This is a genomic window from Pantoea sp. Aalb (genome assembly GCF_009829985.1).
Taxonomy (GTDB): domain Bacteria; phylum Pseudomonadota; class Gammaproteobacteria; order Enterobacterales; family Enterobacteriaceae; genus SZZU01.
The window spans coordinates 407,924-425,947 of sequence record NZ_SZZU01000001.1; the positions used below are offsets into that span (position 1 = coordinate 407,924).

Annotated in this window: 15 protein-coding genes and 1 pseudogene; 7 read left to right on the forward strand and 9 right to left on the reverse strand. The window is 28.0% G+C overall.

Going from position 1 to position 18,024, the window contains the following annotated elements:
• Positions 1-30 precede the first annotated feature (30 nt).
• The 6 genes from hflD (at position 31) to potD (ending at position 6,234) form a co-directional block, all read left to right on the forward strand.
• Positions 31-669 carry a high frequency lysogenization protein HflD gene (hflD, locus tag FD728_RS01605; protein ID WP_159934143.1) on the forward strand — a complete coding sequence of 213 codons (639 nt, stop codon included), beginning with the start codon at positions 31-33 and terminating at the stop codon, positions 667-669.
• Between the two features lie 44 nt (positions 670-713).
• Complete coding sequence (gene purB / locus FD728_RS01610) at positions 714-2,084, forward strand: adenylosuccinate lyase (protein ID WP_159934145.1); 1,371 nt, start codon at positions 714-716, stop codon at positions 2,082-2,084.
• A 347-nt stretch (positions 2,085-2,431) separates the two neighbouring features.
• The gene (potA, locus tag FD728_RS01615) at positions 2,432-3,550 is read left to right on the forward strand and encodes a spermidine/putrescine ABC transporter ATP-binding protein PotA (RefSeq protein WP_159934147.1); all 1,119 of its coding nucleotides are present in this window, start codon (positions 2,432-2,434) and stop codon (positions 3,548-3,550) included.
• Entirely contained in the window at positions 3,534-4,391 is an 858-nt protein-coding gene (gene potB / locus FD728_RS01620) for a spermidine/putrescine ABC transporter permease PotB (RefSeq protein WP_159934149.1), read from the forward strand. The genes potA and potB overlap by 17 nt, the downstream gene beginning before the upstream one ends.
• A complete protein-coding gene (gene potC / locus FD728_RS01625; protein WP_159934151.1) occupies positions 4,391-5,179 on the forward strand; it encodes a spermidine/putrescine ABC transporter permease PotC in 789 nt (262 codons plus the stop codon). The genes potB and potC overlap by 1 nt, the downstream gene beginning before the upstream one ends.
• A complete protein-coding gene (gene potD, locus FD728_RS01630) occupies positions 5,176-6,234 on the forward strand; it encodes a spermidine/putrescine ABC transporter substrate-binding protein PotD (RefSeq protein ID WP_159934153.1) in 1,059 nt (352 codons plus the stop codon). Before potC ends, potD begins: the two co-directional genes overlap by 4 nt.
• A gap of 184 nt (positions 6,235-6,418) precedes the next feature.
• Here the strand turns inward: potD and FD728_RS01635 are convergent.
• The 4 genes and pseudogenes from FD728_RS01635 to lolC form a co-directional block, all read right to left on the reverse strand.
• Positions 6,419-6,529, reverse strand: a pseudogene (locus tag FD728_RS01635) (NAD-dependent protein deacylase); the annotation flags it as partial.
• Between the two features lie 131 nt (positions 6,530-6,660).
• Positions 6,661-7,896: a lipoprotein-releasing ABC transporter permease subunit LolE gene (lolE, locus tag FD728_RS01640; protein ID WP_159934155.1), complete on the reverse strand. Its 1,236-nt coding sequence runs from the start codon at positions 7,894-7,896 to the stop codon at positions 6,661-6,663.
• Positions 7,897-7,905: 9 nt separating this feature from the next.
• Positions 7,906-8,604, reverse strand: coding sequence for a lipoprotein-releasing ABC transporter ATP-binding protein LolD (gene lolD / locus FD728_RS01645; protein ID WP_159934157.1), 699 nt, complete (start codon positions 8,602-8,604; stop codon positions 7,906-7,908).
• A complete protein-coding gene (gene lolC, locus FD728_RS01650; protein WP_159934159.1) occupies positions 8,597-9,796 on the reverse strand; it encodes a lipoprotein-releasing ABC transporter permease subunit LolC in 1,200 nt (399 codons plus the stop codon). Before lolC ends, lolD begins: the two co-directional genes overlap by 8 nt.
• Positions 9,797-10,284: 488 nt before the next feature.
• On the opposite strand from lolC, the gene mfd reads away from it, so the two are divergent.
• Entirely contained in the window at positions 10,285-13,743 is a 3,459-nt protein-coding gene (gene mfd, locus FD728_RS01655; RefSeq protein ID WP_159934161.1) for a transcription-repair coupling factor, read from the forward strand.
• A gap of 199 nt (positions 13,744-13,942) precedes the next feature.
• Here mfd and FD728_RS01660 read toward each other — a convergent pair whose 3' ends face one another.
• The 5 genes from FD728_RS01660 to tmk form a co-directional block, all read right to left on the reverse strand.
• The gene (locus FD728_RS01660; protein ID WP_159934163.1) at positions 13,943-14,569 is read right to left on the reverse strand and encodes a penicillin-binding protein activator LpoB; all 627 of its coding nucleotides are present in this window, start codon (positions 14,567-14,569) and stop codon (positions 13,943-13,945) included.
• A 309-nt stretch (positions 14,570-14,878) separates the two neighbouring features.
• The gene (locus FD728_RS01665) at positions 14,879-15,229 is read right to left on the reverse strand and encodes an HIT domain-containing protein (protein WP_159934165.1); all 351 of its coding nucleotides are present in this window, start codon (positions 15,227-15,229) and stop codon (positions 14,879-14,881) included.
• A gap of 213 nt (positions 15,230-15,442) precedes the next feature.
• Positions 15,443-16,237, reverse strand: a complete 795-nt coding sequence (locus FD728_RS01670) for a YchF/TatD family DNA exonuclease (RefSeq protein ID WP_159934167.1) — start codon at positions 16,235-16,237, stop codon at positions 15,443-15,445.
• Between the two features lie 36 nt (positions 16,238-16,273).
• Positions 16,274-17,254: a DNA polymerase III subunit delta' C-terminal domain-containing protein gene (locus tag FD728_RS01675; protein ID WP_159934168.1), complete on the reverse strand. Its 981-nt coding sequence runs from the start codon at positions 17,252-17,254 to the stop codon at positions 16,274-16,276.
• Positions 17,251-17,889, reverse strand: coding sequence for a dTMP kinase (gene tmk, locus FD728_RS01680; RefSeq protein ID WP_159934478.1), 639 nt, complete (start codon positions 17,887-17,889; stop codon positions 17,251-17,253). The genes FD728_RS01675 and tmk overlap by 4 nt, the downstream gene beginning before the upstream one ends.
• Between the last annotated feature and the right edge of the window lie 135 nt (positions 17,890-18,024).

Here is an 18,024-nt window from a genome sequence, read left to right on the forward strand (position 1 = left end):
TATTATCAGAATATTAGTAAGGAGTTAAGCGTGGCTAAAAATTATTATGAAATTACCTTAGCATTGTCTGGAGTATGTCAATCAGCTTATATGGTACAACAATTAGCACATAAAGGATATTGTCATGATGCTGCGCTCAGCGTTTCATTGAGTAGTCTACTTCATATCAATCCTAAATCAACATTAGCTGTATTTAATAATGATGAAAATAATTTGTACTTAGGATTGAAAACATTGTTAACTGTATTAAACAGTCATAATCATCGGAAGGGAAACATAGAATTAATGCGGTATACTCTTAGCTTAATGATGTTAGAACGTAAATTAAAAGGGAATAAACAAGCACAATCTAACCTTATCGAGAGGATTAATCAGCTAGATCGCCAAAGGGTACATTATGAATTAGAATCTGATACTATTATTAATATTATAAGTAGTATTTATCTTGATATAATCAGTCCGTTAGGTCCTCGTATTCAAGTAACTGGCTCCCAAGTATTACAAAATATACAAGTACAATGCAAGGTACGTGCTATTCTTTTAACCGGTATACGTTCTGCAGTTCTATGGCAACAAATAGGTGGTAGTCGCCTACAGTTAATGTTTTCGCGACAGAAATTATTAGAAGAAGCAAAAACCATTTTATCCCGATTGAGTACATCTTATTGATTTAAAACATAATATAATTATTAAATAATTTAGGAGTATTATTAATGGGATTATCTTTTCTAACAGCCGTTTCTCCTATTGATGGTCGTTATGGAGATAAAATTAATTCATTACGAGATATTTTTAGTGAATATGGTTTATTTAAATTTCGGATAAAAATTGAGATTTATTGGTTAAAGAAATTATCTACAACAGTAGAGATCAAAGAAGTTCCTATGTTTGATGCAGATATAAATGCTATTCTTGATAACATATTTATCAATTTTAGTGAAAAAGATGCTGAAATCATCAAAAATATTGAACGTGATACTAATCATGATATGAAAGCAGTTGAATATTTTCTTAAAGAAAAGTTAGTACATATTCCTGTTGTATGTGGCGTATCTGAATTTATACACTTTGGCTGTACCTCTGAAGATATTAATAATTTGTCATATGCTCTTATGCTAAAAATGGCACGTTGTGATATAATAATCCCATTATGGGAAAAAATTATTTATGCTGTACAAACTTTAGCACGAGAATATAAAGATATCCCTTTTTTAGCACGTACCCATGGTCAACCAGCTATACCTTCGACTATTGGTAAAGAAATGGCAAATGTGGTATACCGTATGAAACGCCAATTGCTTCAATTAAATCAAATTGAGATACTTGGAAAATTCAATGGTGCTGTTGGCAACTATAACGCCCATGTAGCAGCTTATCCAAAGATTAACTGGCATGAATTAAGTGAAGAATTTGTTACATCACTAGGTCTTACCTGGAATCCGTATACTACCCAAATTGAACCGCACGATTATATTGCTGAATTATTTAATTGTATTGTACGTTTTAATATTATTCTTATAGATTTTAATCGTGATATTTGGGGTTATATTGCACTTAATTTTTTTAAACAAAAAATTATTTCTAAAGAAATTAGTTCATCTACAATGCCACATAAAGTCAATCCAATTAATTTTGAAAATTCTGAAGGAAATCTTGGTTTAGCTAACGCTATAATGCAGCATTTAGCTAGTAAATTACCAATTTCTCGTTGGCAACGCGATCTAACAGACTCTACTTTGTTACGTAATCTTGGTGTTGGTCTTGGGTATTCTTTGATTGCTTATAATTCAGTACTAAATGGAATATCTAAGTTAGAAGTTAATCAAGAAAATCTTTTGCAAGAATTAAATTCTAACTGGAAAATACTAGCAGAACCAATTCAAACTGTAATGCGTCGTTACGGTATTAAAAAACCATACGAAACACTAAAAACTTTTACTCGAGGTAAACATATAAATGAGATTGATATAAAAAATTTTATTGATAGTTTAAAATTACCAAAAGAAGAAAAAACTCGTTTAAAAAAAATGACTCCAGCATGTTATCTTGGATACGCTGTTCAATTAGTTGATGAACTTAAATAATCTTTAACTAAATTTATTTAATTAATAAAATCTATTAAAAAACTAATTTTTTCCATATAATTATTTATCCTTTGAATAAAGGAATATTATAATTAGTAATTTAGTAAAAATGATATTATTAATCCTATAAATTTATAATATTTCTACTATATTAGTAGAATATAATTAAATATTGCTTTGAAAGTAAATTTCTATTAGATTATTTTTTAACATCTACCATATTTATCACTCGCTAAAATGTAACATTATCCTAATTTTTAGTAGGTATTATTATTCCCATCATTAAATTACACTATGTCTCTTCTGGCGATTAGCTTGTTTCCTTGAATTAAACTGAGTTCAATAAAATGAAGCCAATAAGTTTAAAAAAACCTTTAGTCACACTTTCTGCTATTAGTAAAAAATTTGACGGTAAAAGTATTATTTCTTCTTTTGATTTAAATATTCATCATGGTGAGTTTATAACTTTACTTGGCCCATCTGGTTGTGGAAAAACCACTATTTTACGTTTAATAGCTGGATTAGAAGAAGTTGATAGTGGTCGTATTTTTCTTGATGAGCATGATATTACTAATATACCAGCTGAACAACGTCATACTAATACTGTATTTCAAAGTTACGCACTTTTTCCTCATATGTCAGTTTTTGAAAATATAGCTTTTGGTTTACGGATGAAAAAAGTTGAAGGTATCGAGATAACTAAGCGTGTAAATCAAGTATTATTAATGGTGCAAATGGATGGACTTGCTGATCGTCGTCCACATCAACTTTCAGGTGGTCAACAACAGCGAGTTGCAATAGCTCGTGCAATAGTCAATCGTCCTAAAGTACTTTTATTAGATGAATCTCTATCAGCTTTAGATTATAAATTACGTCGTCAAATGCAAAATGAGTTAAAAGCTCTGCAACGCAAACTAGGTATTACTTTCATATTTGTTACTCATGATCAAGAAGAAGCATTGGCTATCTCAGATCGTATAGTGGTGATGCGTGATGGAAAGATTGAACAACAAGGAACTCCACGTGAGATTTATGAAAAACCTAATAATCTATTCGTAGCAAGTTTTATTGGTGAAATTAATGTATTTTATGCCAAGGTTATGAATAGAGATAATGCACCTATTATACGAGTACATTTTGAAGGACATGAATGTGATATTAATTGTCCATTTTCTGTTAAAATTGGAGAAAAAATATATGTTTTACTACGTCCTGAAGACTTACGTGTTAAGGGAATGAATAATAATAATTGTGCTGGTAATTATTTAGTTGGATATGTACGCGCACGTAACTACAAAGGAATGATATTAGAATCTATTGTTGAATTAGAAAATGGTAAAATGTTAACAATAAGTGAATTTTTTAATGAAGATAATTTAGATTATGATGATTTTTTAAATCAAAAAATCATTATAAAGTGGATACCTAATAGAGAGATGGTATTGCCATATGAACATCATGTGTAATTACTTAAAAAAAATTATTATTACTTTAATTTTTACTTGGTTAGCACTATTTGTTCTTTTGCCTAATTTAATGATTTTGATTACCAGCTTTCTTAAGAGCAATAATGTACATTTTATTAGTATGCCCTTTACATTGAACAACTACCGTAAGCTATTTGATCCTTTATATATACAAGTACTACTACATTCGCTTTATATAGCGTTTATAGCTACAGTATGTTGTTTATTACTTGGTTATTATTTTGCTTGGTGTTTAAATCAATTATCAATTTATATTCGTCCATTAATGTTATTTTTATTAATTATTCCTTTTTGGATAAATTCATTAATTAGAATTTATGGTCTAAAAATTTTCTTAAGCACACGTGGATGGTTAAATCATTTTTTATTATGGTTAGGCATAATAGATATACCATTTCATATTATGTATACAACTACTGCAATCATTCTTGGACTAATTTATATCTTGTTTCCATTTATGGTATTACCTCTTTACTCAAGTCTAGAAAAAATAGATAAGTCCTATTTAGAAGCAGCTCGTGATCTAGGTGCTAGTAATTTACAAATATTTATTCAAATTATACTTCCTCTTACTCTCCCTGGTATTATTGCTGGTTGGTTACTAGTATTTATTCCAGCGATGGGTTTATTTTATATAACTGATTTAATGGGAGGAGCAAAAAATTTAATGATAGGTAATATAATTAAAAACCAATTTCTTAATATACGTGACTGGCCTTTCGGATCTGCTACTAGTGTAGTAATGATTTTTCTAATGGGATTGATGCTATTAATTTATTGGTACACAATACGTTTTTTAGATGACAAAGTGAATTTATAATGATTTTACGTTGGGTACGTATAATTTTTACATATAGCATTTATGCTTGGCTTTATATTCCTATATTAATATTAATTATTAATTCTTTTAATATTTCTCGATTTGGTATTATTTGGCAAGGTTTCAGTATTCAATGGTATAAATTACTTATAAAAAATGATAGTTTAATTCAAGCAGCACAGCATTCTATAATTATAGCTATGTTATCAGCTAGTTTTGCTACATTTATCGGTTTACTAACTGCGATAGCTTTATATAGATATAATTTTCGTGCTAAATTATTCATTAGTAGTATGCTTTTTATAGTAATTATGTCTCCAGATATTTTAATGGCAATTTCATTACTAGTTTTATTCATGTTAATGGGTATTTCACTTGGTTTTTGGTCTTTATTATTATCTCATATAACATTTTGTTTACCGTTTGTTGTTATTACTATATATTCTCGCTTAAATGGGTTTGATAAGCGTATTTTAGAAGTAGCGAAAGATCTTGGTGCTGGAGAAATTACTATCTTATATAAAATTCTTATACCATTAATGCTTCCAGCCATTATTGCAAGTTGGTTATTAAGTTTTACGTTATCTATGGATGATATAGTAATTTCTTCATTTGTCACCAATCCAACTTTTGAAATATTACCGCTAAAAATTTATTCAATGGTAAAAATTGGTGTATCTCCAGAAATTAATGCTTTAGCAACTATTTTAATGTTATTGTCATTGTTAATATTAATCACGAGTCAACTATTGTTCCGTGATAAAACTAAGCCCTTAGGAAATATATGAAAAAAAAATATTGCTTCATAAAAAAACAATTAATATTGATATTAATATTGATAATAAGCACACAAATAGTAAAAGCTGTTGATAGTGAAATAATTTATTTTTATAATTGGACTGAATATGTTCCGTCTGGATTATTAGAACAATTTACTAAGGAAACTGGAATTAAAGTAATTTATTCCACCTATGAATCTAATGAAAGCATGTATGCCAAGCTGAAAACTTGGAAAAATGGTGTATATGATTTGATCGTTCCTTCTACTTATTTTATTGCAAAAATGCGTAATGAAGGAATGCTACAAAAAATTGATAAATCTAAACTAAGCAATTTTCATAATCTTGATCCTAATTTATTAAATAAACCATTTGATCCTAATAATAATTATTCTATTCCTTACATTTGGGGAGCTACATCTATAGGGATTAATACAGATCTAGTAGATGCAAAAAAAATTACTCGTTGGGCCGATTTATGGAACCCAGAATATAAATTGAGCTTATTATTAACTGATGATGCACGCGAAGTTTTTCAAGTAGCATTAAGAAAATTAGGATATTCAGGCAATACACAAGATTATAAGAAAATTTATGCTGCCTATAAAGAACTTCAAAAATTAATGCCAAATGTACTCGCTTTTAATTCAGATAATCCTGGTAATCCATTTATTGAAGGAGAAGTAAAAATAGGAATGATTTGGAATGGTTCTGCATATGTTGCTCGTAAAGCAGGAATACCACTACAAGTCATTTGGCCTGAAGAAGGAAGTATTTTCTGGATGGATAATTTAGCAATATCATCTAAAGCACAAAACAAAGAAGGAGCATTAAAACTTATTAATTTTCTCTTACGTCCAGATATTGCAGCAAAAATAGTAAAAATGATTGGTTATCCTACAGCAAATTTAACAGCTAAAAAATTACTTCCTAAAGAAATTGCAAAAGATCCATTACTTTATCCACCACCTGAAGTAATCCAAAAAGGCGAATGGCAAAATGATGTTGGTGATGCTAATTTACAATATGAAACATTATTTCAAAAACTTAAAAATAATCAATAATGATCACAATATGATAAAGAATTAAACCGTTCTCTAAATCATATAATCCATTGATACTTAAGTTGCATAACTTAAGTATATACTAAATTTATTTTTATTAAATTAAATTTAGTATATATTAGAGCATTATAAATTCATGTTATTAATTTTATAGCAAAATAATATATGATATTGGATCTTAAATAAGATTTGTTTTACGATCGCGATCAAAAATACGCTGACGAAAACGTTGATGTACTTTACGGCGATTTTTTTTATAACGAGATAATCGTATTCTGTTTCTTGGCACAAGCATAAAAATCTCCTTTTTTACAACATTTTTAGCTGCACTTCGATTTTGTTTTTTAATTTAAATTATTAAAATCAAATAACTATTAACTATATACTATATTATATAGTTATTGATTATAATGTATTCTTAAATATTTAATTTAAACCTCCACTAAGCATGCGAGCAGGATCAATAAGTCTTGCACGACGAGATGGATACCAACTAGCCATTATACTTAATATAATAGCTATTGTTAATACATAAATTAAATCAACCCAATATAATTTAGATGGAAAGAAATCAATAAAATAAATATCTTTAGATAATATCTGATACCCTATAACATGTTCTATTTTATGCATAATTGTCGTTAAATTTAGAGAAATAACTACTCCAAATAAAATTCCTAAAGTACTACCAAGCAATCCTGATAATAATCCATACCAAATAAAAATATTACGAATTAAATGATCATTTGCTCCTAATGTTCGTAAAATAGCAATATCTTTACTTTTTTTCTTTACTTCTATAACTAATGTCGAGACAATGTTAAAACATGCTACACCTATCACTAAGAACATTGCTAAGTATATAATAGCACGAATCATTTGGATATCTTGGTACATATAACCATAAGTATTAATCCAATTACGGATATAAACATCAGATTGCGTAACATTAGCGGCTTTACGTACTAGACTTTGAGCTTGAAATGGATTATTCATAATTACTGTAATACCGGTAATATTATTACCTATTTTTAGATAGCGTTGTGCATCCATTAGAGGTATTAATGCTAAATTATAATCTAAGATACTATGTATTTGTATTATACCAGTAACCTGTAAACGAATACTTTTTGGCCGATTGAATATTGAATGATTACTATTTTCATCTCCTTGAATAAAAATGGTAATCCAATCACCAGGTTTTACTTGAAGAGTTTTACTAATTCCTGCTCCAAGAAGGATTTGCTGCTTACCTTCTATGAATTGCCAATTATTACCTATAATAAAATTTGATAAAGAATTAAAATATGTTTTATGCTTTAAATCAATGCCTTTTATCTGTAAAATATGTATTTTTGTTCCTTTATCTATAATGGCAGTAAAATTAATATATGGTGTGGCAATTTTAATACCTGGAATTTTTTCAATAGTAGTAATCATTCTTTCCCAATTAAACAATTGTTGATGATTAAATGGTTCAATTTCACCATGCGGTACTACAGCTAAAATTCGGTTTCTAAGTTCACGTTCAAAGCCATTCATGGCGCTTAATCCAATAATTAAAACAGCTACTCCGATGGCAATGCCCATATTTGATATACTGAGCATTCGATGCTTACGACTAAAACGTAGACCTAATAATAATGATACCGATAAACGCATTAGAATTTCCTATGTTAAGTAATTACTTAGCTTACCATCTAACATTTGCATTTTTCTATTAAAACGTTTCGCCATTTGTAAATCGTGAGTTACTATTAAAAAGGCTGTTTTTTGTTGTGAGTTAAATTTTTTTAGTAATTGAAAAATAGCCTCAGCATTAAAAGCATCTAAATTTCCGGTAGGTTCATCAGCTAAAACTAATTGTGGATGATTTACTAACGCACGAGCAATTGCTACTCGTTGACGTTCACCGCCAGAAAGGGCTGAAGGAAAGTGTAAAGCACGCTTTTCTAAACCTACTGCTATTAACATTTCTATAGAACGATCTTGAGTTTCAGTTTTAGAAAGTTTATTAATTAATAGTGGCATTGCCACATTTTCTACTGCAGTAAAATCTGGTAATAAATGATGAAATTGATAAATAAACCCCAGTTGACGATTACGTAATTTTGCTTTATCTAATGATGACATCTTATTCAATAACTTACCATCAAAGATTATATCACCTGAACTAGGATTATCGAGACCACCTAATAAATGTAATAACGTACTCTTTCCAGATCCAGAACTACCAATAATTACCATCAATTCATTTGATTGCACACTAAAAGATATATTATCTAGCACTTTGGTTTGGACATGACCTTCTTGATAGCTCTTACAAAGATTAGTACACTTTAATAAAGGATATAAAGGACTATTATTCATAACGTAAAGTCTCAGCAGGTTTATTAGAACTAGCTTTCCATGCAGGATATAAAGTTGAAAGTATTGATATTACTATTGAAGTTAATGAAATGGTAAATACTTGTCCTATCTTGATATCTACTGGAAATTTTGTTCTATTAAAAAGTAAATTTATCACTGGGGTAAAATTATTTAATTGATTAGTTAATAATAAGCCAAATAAAGTACCTAATAATGCACCAATAATACCTGTGCTAATACCTTGTAACATAAATACTGTAATAATTTGTCTATAAGTAAATCCTTGTGTTTGTAATATAGCTATTTCTGCTTTTTTATCCATAATCAATAAATTGAGTGATGCTGTAATGTTAAATGATGCTACAGATATAATTAAACTTAAAAGTAAAATCATCATATTTTTTTCCATAATCATTGCCCGAAAAAGTTCACCTTTGCTTTCACGCCAATCTTTCCATATCATACCATTAGGTATTATTTCTTGACTAAGATGATCAATTTTAAGTGGTTTTTTAACCCATAACCGCCATCCGGTAATATTACCAATAGGTAAATGCATTATTTTTCCAGCATCTTGTATATTAATTAGTATTTGATACCCATCAACTTCAGTACCGGTTTCATAAATACCAGCAACAGTAAAAAGTCGTTGGCTAGGCATACGCCCTATTGGAGTAAATTGACTAATAGAAGGAACGATCAACCGCAGCTTATCGCCATACTTTATATTTAATTGAGTACTAAGTTGTTTACTAATGATTATATTATATTGATCAGGTTGAAGTACTCTAATATTTGTATCTATTAAAAAAGGTCTTAATGTATCATATTCTTCTGGATTAATTCCTAGCATCACACCCATGGATATATTACTCACGCTCTGTAATAATACATTAGATGTCGTAAGAGGTGCTATATGTGTTATACCATTCAATTTTAATTGCTGCATATGAAATTGTTTTGGATTAATACTTCCTTTTTCACTAGTAATTAAAGCTTGCGGTATTAAGTTTAAAATATTATTTTCTAATTCTCTTTCAAATCCATTCATAACTGATACAACTATTATAAGAGATAGTGTACCTAATATTATACCAATAGTTGATAATGATGAGATAAAGCGACCAAAGTGGTCTGAAGTACGTCCGTGAATATAACGAACAGCAATAAATAACGAGACAGGTTGATACATAAAATTAATCTTCACATTATTTATATAAATGTTAGGATGATAAATGAGTATCTTATTTTATGGAATATTTAATTTTTAAATATAAATAAAAATTATTTTTAGATATAAAAATATATTAAACATACTATTCATCATGATATTAGTAGATAATTAATTGATTTTTATTTTTTAAAAAATGATCTATTCAAATAAAACTTATATAGCAAATATTATTATAGTAATCATAGTAAAATTAACTATTGATTATTTTTTTAAAAAAATAATTATTATCAATGTAAGTACTATTAAAAATATTTTTTACTATTTTTTAGTATTAAAAGAATTATTTTTTAATCTTTTTAGTTATAAAAATTTTTGTATAATTTACCTAAATTAATTAAATTATTAAATAATTAAATTATTATAAATATTTTATAAATAATCAAAGATTATGTTATTACTATACTCTTTAAAATAAATTAATTTATATAAAAAACATGTCGGTACCCATGTTAGAAAAGAACAGTTATACTCTATCTATTAAAACTGGTAATAACTATCAATTTGGACAGATCATAGGTGCTGCGAAAGCATTGGAATGTGCTAATGTTGCAGAACGTAGTACTAGACCAGTATTAATAATTACTTCAGATATTCAATCTGCTCTCCGCTTAAAAGAAGAAATTAAACAATTTACAGAACTACCAATTATTTATTTTTTTGATTGGCAAACGCTACCATATGATAACTTTTCACCGCATAAAGATATTATCTTATCTCGCTTGTCTACTTTATATAAAATTCCTATTTTAAAACATGGCATTATTATTATGCCAGTTAAAACTATAATGCAACGTGTATGTCCTCGCGATTTTTTATATAAATATACTTTAATGATGCATCAAGGACAAAAAATATCATTTGATAGATTACGAACTCAATTGGAACAAGCTGAATATACATATGCAAATCAAATAACTAATTATGGACAATACACTATACATGGTTCATTATTTGATATTTATCCAATAGGTAGTAAGTTTCCATATCGAATTAATTTTTTTGATGATAAAATTGATAGTATACATTTATTTGATATTGAAAATAAACATCAAATCAAAGAAGTTAAAGTCATTAAATTATTACCAGACCATGAATTTCCTACAGATAAAATAGCTATTGAAGTATTTTGCAGCCGTTGGCGCGAGATTTTTAATCGAAGCGATAAAATAGATCATATTTATAACCAAGTTAGTAAAGGTAAATTTCCTGTAGGCATTGAATATTGGCAGCCTTTATTTTTCAAAAAGGAACTACCAACTCTGTTTAGTTATTTACCTAAAAATACGCTAATCATTACAGGAAGCTTTTTAAAGACTAATGCTATTGATTTTTGGCAAGACACTAATATACGTTTTGAACAGAAACAAATTGATCTAAAGTATTCACTTATAAATCCGTTAAAACTCTGGTTAAGTCCAGATAATCTATTTAAAGAACTAAAAATATGGCCATCTATAAAAATAACTAGTAAGATACTAGTCAAAAAAAAGAATTATGTAAACTGTGGTTATAAAGCAATACCAAAAATAGTAACAAAAGGATCGTCGGCTAAAGACGAATCAATAAATCGTTTATGTGATTTTTTAAATACTTTTACTGGAAAAGTAATCTTTTCAGTTGAGAATGAAGGTCGACGTAAAAGTTTATATGAAATATTAGATAAAATAAAAATATACCCAAAACCTATAACACGTTTTAAAGAATATTTACAGAATTCATATAGCATCATTATAGGTGCTAGTGAATGTGGCTTTATTGATACTAGACAAAATTATGCTTTTATTTGCGAAAATGATGTATTTAGCAAACAAATCATTAATGAATTTTATTACAATAGTAATAAATCTATTGTTAATCCATATTCAATAATACGTAATCTTATTGAATTACATCCTGGTCAACTAATCGTACATATAGATCATGGAATAGGACGATATATAGGATTAACAACTATTACATTAAATAAAATTGAAGCTGAATATCTTATTATTTCTTATGCGGGTGACACTAAACTTTACATACCAATTTCATCTTTACATCTAATTAGTAAATATACTGGAGTAACTAATCAAAACATACATTTACATAAACTAGGTAGTGATCTTTGGATACGTACACGTCAAAAAGCAGTAGAAAAAATACGTGATGTGGCTGTTGAGTTATTAGATATTTATGCTAAACGTGCTACTAAAACTGGTTTTGCTTTTGTACATGATAATAAAAAAACATATGAAATGTTTTGTAAAGAATTTCAATTTGAAATTACTAATGATCAAATGCAAGCTATTAATGCAGTATTAAACGATATGTGCCAACCATTAATAATGGATCGTTTAATATGTGGCGATGTCGGCTTTGGAAAAACTGAAGTTGCTATGCGTGCTGCTTTTCTTGCCTTACAAAATTGCAAACAAGTTGCTATATTAGTTCCTACTACGCTTTTAGCTCAGCAACACTACAATAATTTTCATGATCGATTTGCCAATTGGCCTGTACGTATTGAAATGTTATCTCGTTTTCGTAGTTTTAAGGAAGAAAAAGAATTATTAAAAAACGTTAGTGAAGGGAAAATAGATATATTAATTAGTACTCATAAATTATTAATGAATGATGTTAAATGGTATGATTTAGGATTATTAATTATAGATGAAGAACATCGTTTCGGTGTACGTCATAAAGAACGGATTAAAGCGCTACAAAGCAACGTTGATATTTTAACTCTCACTGCTACTCCAATCCCACGTACACTTAATATGGCAATGAATGGGATAAGAGATTTATCAATTATCTCTTCACCACCAGATCGTCGTTTACCAGTAAAAACCTTTGTTCGTGAATATGATACAAATATAGTACGTGAGGTAATTCTACGTGAAGTACGACGTGGAGGTCAAGTGTATTATTTATATAATAATATTGATAATATTGAAAAAGTTGCACAATTACTAATAGAGTTAGTACCAGAGGCTCAAATAGCTATTGGACACGGTAAAATGCGTGAACGTGATTTAGAAAGAGTTATGAATGATTTTTATCATCAGCGTTTTAATGTATTAGTTTGTACTACGATTATTGAAACAGGACTTGATGTACCAAGTGCTAATACTATAATTATTGAACGAGCTGATCATTTTGGTTTAGCTCAATTACATCAGTTACGCGGTCGAGTAGGTCGTTCATATCATCAAGCTTATGCTTGGTTACTAATACCAAAAATGCAAAATATAACTACTGATGCACAACAACGGTTACAAGCTATTGTTGATTTAGAAGATTTAGGAGCTGGTTTTGCTTTAGCAACGCAAGATCTAGAAATTCGTGGTGCAGGTCAACTATTGGGAGAAGAACAAAGTGGTCAAATAGAAAGTATAGGATACACTTTGTATATGGAAATTTTAGAAAATGCTATAAAGGCTTTGAAATCAGGAAGTGAGCTATCATTGAAAGATCTAATTCCTATTCCCGCTGAAATTGAAATTATGGTACCTGCTTTATTGCCTGAGAAATTTATTCCTGATATAAATATTCGTTTATCTATCTATAAGAAAATTGCGAGTGTTGTAGATATTAAAGAGCTGGATAAGCTTAAAATAGAACTAACTGAACGTTTCGGTAAGCTACCAGATGTGGCTATTACTTTATTCGATATTACTGCCCTTCGATTAATAGCTCATAAAATAGGTATTCTTAAAATTAAAGCAAATGAAAAAGGAGGATTTATTGAATTTACATCAAGTCATAAAATAAATCCAATATGGATAATTGATTTAATACAAAAACATCCTAAACACTGGCAGTTTGATGGGGAAACACGCTTAAAGTTTACACGTGATCTTACTGAACAAAAAATACGTATAGCATGGTTACAAAATTTTATTAATGAATTAGAAAAAAATTGTATTTAATATATATAAAAATATTTTCTTTTAAATTTATGAATAATTAATATTTTAATATAAATTAACTTAAAATAGTATTACTAAATATATTCATAAAAATATAAGTTTTAAAAAACTATTTTTAATTAAAAAAACAGAATTATATATACCTGTAGGATTTTATGTAGAACTTTAAAAATAATATTAATTTTTAACTTATATTAGATTAGAAATGTGCGATACTATCACTTGACCAAATTATTTCTCCTGTTTTAACCAACATTAATTGCATTTTTATTGTTGGTGATTTTACATTTCCATGCATGGTACTACACAGTAAATATTCTGCATTAATAAGACGTGATAGCCAAATCCCTTTACTATGTGAATTTATTCGATCATCTGGTAATAAACCAAATTCCTGTTTTGCTTTATTTAACTGACTTATTGATATTAAAGTAAATTTTGCTTCACTATTTAAAGCTGTTCTGATTACATTTATGGCTTGATCTATTTGTAATGAACCATTAGTATAATTTTCCATACAATCAACTACTAAAGTACGACCTGTACTAATATTTTCAGTAGATTTTTTCATGCTCATAAAGAGTGGAATCATACTAGCTTTCCAATCAATATTTTTTAAATTTGGTGGATATGGTACTTTTTCTACTCCTATTTGTGACGGTAATAAATTATACTTTAAATCTTTTAAAATTGTTGTTGACTCTGTAGAATATGATGGAGTTACTACTTGAGATTTTACCGAATTTTTTATTTTTTTTGGCTCAATTGCACAACTATTTAGTATAATAATAAACAATACTATTATAAATTGTTGTATCTTGAACATTATAATTCTCCTCATCTTAGTATAGAAAGGAATATATTTTCTATTAATTGACTTTTACATTTTATATGCAAATAAATATTTTAAATAATTATAAGCTTAATTTATAAAGTAAGACATTTAATTAATATTCGTTAATTTATTTATAAAATATAAATAATATCATATTTATATATCGATAGTATTTCATACATTAATTTCAATATCTATTTTATTTAAAATGAAAAGTATGAAATTATATATTTAATAGTTTCTTATTTAATTAAAATATTATACAGAGTAATTTTTATTAGATTAATCATCACATAAACTTTAAATCGATAGTAGTGGACCTAGAGGTTGTCCTCCAAGTAAATGCATATGAATATGATAAACTTCTTGACCGCTATGTCGATTGCAGTTCATTATTAAACGGTATCCATCTTTTGAAATACCTTCGTCATACGCTATTTTTGCTGCTACAGTTATCATACGACCTAATATCTTTTCGTGTATCGACTTAACATGATTGATAGTTGGGATAAAAGTATTTGGAATAATTAAAATATGAATTGCTGCTTTAGGTTCAATATCACGAAAAGCCGTAACCAATTCATCTTGATAAACTAGATCAACAGAAATTTCGCGATTAATAATTTTGCTAAAAATAGTTTCTTTGAACATGGTATTTCCTTAATACGTAAAGTGTAGAAGATACTTAATGAAATTAAGAAAATATCTTTTTTCAATAGTTAATTATATAGATTAATAATTATATCTTATTATTAAGAATTTTTAAAAAACTACATAAAGTTTCTTGCTATAAGAAATATGGAAATTCAATACCGTTTATCTAAAAGAAAAATTCTTATAATGCATAACATATTTTAAAATTAATCAATTTCTAAGTTTGCTCATAGAGATATGAAATAAGTTAGAGAAATTTTTTGTAGTTATATCAGCTAAAGTTTCTAAATCTATATTTTTCAATGCTGCCATATATTCAGCTATCTCACGTGTAAAAGCAGGCTGATTATCTTGACCACGATACGGTACAGGAGCTAAATAAGGGGAGTCAGTCTCTAATAATATACGTTCTAAAGGTACATAACAAGCTGCATCTCTAATGGTATTAGCATTACGAAAAGTTAAAATACCTGAAAAAGATATATATAACCCTAAATCTAATAATTTTGTAGCAATTTCTTTATTTTCAGTAAAACAGTGTAAGACTGCTCCACATTTTTCTACATGTTCTTCACGTAAAATAGCTAGTGTATCAGTGCTTGCGTTACGCATATGTACAATAATTGGTTTATCAAGAGTTATACCAGTACGAATATGTTCACAAAATGAAGCTTGTTGTTGTATTTTATTTTTTAATTGAGAATGATAATCTAATCCAGTTTCACCTAAAGCAATAACATTCTCATCTGCAGCAACAAGTCGAAAATATTCCCAATCGTAAGATAATGTTGTTTGATTAAGAGGATGTATACCACAAGATAACTTGATATTTTTATAGTCTTTTATTAAAGATTTGAGTATATAGTAATCATCTAAATTAGTAGAAATAGCAAGAATAAATTTTACATCACGTGTAGCTGCTTTAGCTATAACATCGTCTAAATCATGATGTTGATTTTTGTAATCTAAAGCATTTAGATGACAATGTGAATCAATTATAAACATAAATTTAACTTCTTTCCTTATCTTATTTATAAATATTTATTTTACAGCAAGTAAGTCTTCCCATCTTAACAAGCTATTTGTTAATATTAACTCACGATTTAATGTTGCTACAGATTGAAGATCTCTATAACACTTCATCCATTCTTGCACGCTTTTATGTAATATATTATTATTTATTTGCTGAGATAATTGCTTAATTATATCCTGACTATCAATATTAACTATCCATTTACTAGCTCCATAATGATATTTTATAGTATCAATTAATAAAGTAATTAACCAATATAAACATTCTGTTACGTAATTATTATTTAATATTGGTAATAATTTTAGTATATCACTATATATTACCTCTGGAATTGTTTTACATAACATTTGACGTATTTTCCAACGCTCATGATTTAGCAGTTTAAGTGCTGCTACAGGTGAACCATTACTCAATTTCAAAGCTGTATGCATAACTTCTTGCGATTGGATACATTGTTTTTGTAACCATACTAAACTATCCTTTTCATCAGGTGGTAAAAGACGCCAAGTTATACAACGACTACGTAATGTTGCTAATAAACGCCAAGGTTCGTGTGAGCTTAGAAAAAACCAGCAGTTCATTGGAGGATCTTCTAAAGTTTTAAGCAAAGCATTTGCAGCAGCTTCAGTAATTTGTGATGCATTTGGTTGCCAGATAATTTTAGCTCTACCCTGTTGTGAAAAATGATATAATTTATCAATTATACTGCGAACTGAATTAATCCCTAATAATATTCTTCCTTTATCAGGTTTAAGACAATACCAATCAGGATGAGTATGTGCCTGCATTAACTGACAACTATAACATTCATTACAACTTTTAAATTCCTTAGGATTATGACACATTAACCAACGACTGATACCCCATACTAATATATCATCACCTATCGCATCAATAGAATGAATTAGTAGTGCATGATGTGCATTTCCATTTCGATGACATTCAATAATTTGTCGATATGTTTGGTTTAACCAAGGATACCATTTCATAATAAAAATTTATCTGAAAGCCAATTATGTAAAGTTGTTTTAATCGATAAAGTGATTTTACTAATACTTTGCGTTGCATCAATAATAACAATTTTTGAATCAGTATTAGCAATAGCAAGATATTGATTACGTGTACGTTCAAAAAAACTCAATGACTCTTTTTCAAAACGATCTAACTTACCGCGAACAAATATTCGTTGCAAACCAATTTTTGGAGGAATATCGAGATAAAAAGTTAAATCTGGAGTAAAATTTCCTAGTACTAAATTACGTATAGTTCTAATTAAATTAATATTTAATCCTCGTCCTCCACCTTGATAAGCCTGTGAAGAAAGATCGTAACGATCACCTATTACCCAATCGCCACGTGATAATGCTGGTTTAATAATATTTTCTGTTAGCTGAACGCGTGCAGCATAAAGCATTAGTAATTCTGCTTTATTATTGAAATATTCTCCATCAATGCCTTGTTTTATTAGTATACGTAGCTTTTCTGCAAGAGGAGTACTTCCAGGTTCACGTATGAAAATAAGATTTATAATACCTTGTTCTTGCAAAATAGAAGATACAATCTTAATTGCTGTACTTTTACCTGCTCCTTCTAATCCTTCGATTACGATAAAATAACCTTTCATTTTTTTTTTCATTGCTAATCAATCAGAGGTTATATTTTAATTATTTTTTGAATATTAACATTAGTATTTTTTAAAAGTATTTAAAAATGATTGATTTATTTAAATAGTATAAATACATTAATCTTTGACTAAAAA

What these genes read in the sequence shown, in the direction of transcription:
- purB (WP_159934145.1), top strand. Translation starts at nt 714, where the DNA reads ATGGGATTATCTTTTCTAACAGCCGTTTCTCCTATTGATGGTCGTTAT.
- potA (WP_159934147.1), top strand. Translation starts at nt 2,432, where the DNA reads ATGAAGCCAATAAGTTTAAAAAAACCTTTAGTCACACTTTCTGCTATT.
- potB (WP_159934149.1), top strand. Translation starts at nt 3,534, where the DNA reads ATGAACATCATGTGTAATTACTTAAAAAAAATTATTATTACTTTAATT.
- potC (WP_159934151.1), top strand. Translation starts at nt 4,391, where the DNA reads ATGATTTTACGTTGGGTACGTATAATTTTTACATATAGCATTTATGCT.
- potD (WP_159934153.1), top strand. Translation starts at nt 5,176, where the DNA reads ATGAAAAAAAAATATTGCTTCATAAAAAAACAATTAATATTGATATTA.
- lolE (WP_159934155.1), bottom strand. Translation starts at nt 7,896, where the DNA reads ATGCGTTTATCGGTATCATTATTATTAGGTCTACGTTTTAGTCGTAAG.
- lolD (WP_159934157.1), bottom strand. Translation starts at nt 8,604, where the DNA reads ATGAATAATAGTCCTTTATATCCTTTATTAAAGTGTACTAATCTTTGT.
- lolC (WP_159934159.1), bottom strand. Translation starts at nt 9,796, where the DNA reads ATGTATCAACCTGTCTCGTTATTTATTGCTGTTCGTTATATTCACGGA.
- mfd (WP_159934161.1), top strand. Translation starts at nt 10,285, where the DNA reads ATGTTAGAAAAGAACAGTTATACTCTATCTATTAAAACTGGTAATAAC.
- FD728_RS01660 (WP_159934163.1), bottom strand. Translation starts at nt 14,569, where the DNA reads ATGTTCAAGATACAACAATTTATAATAGTATTGTTTATTATTATACTA.
- FD728_RS01665 (WP_159934165.1), bottom strand. Translation starts at nt 15,229, where the DNA reads ATGTTCAAAGAAACTATTTTTAGCAAAATTATTAATCGCGAAATTTCT.
- FD728_RS01670 (WP_159934167.1), bottom strand. Translation starts at nt 16,237, where the DNA reads ATGTTTATAATTGATTCACATTGTCATCTAAATGCTTTAGATTACAAA.
- FD728_RS01675 (WP_159934168.1), bottom strand. Translation starts at nt 17,254, where the DNA reads ATGAAATGGTATCCTTGGTTAAACCAAACATATCGACAAATTATTGAA.
- tmk (WP_159934478.1), bottom strand. Translation starts at nt 17,889, where the DNA reads ATGAAAGGTTATTTTATCGTAATCGAAGGATTAGAAGGAGCAGGTAAA.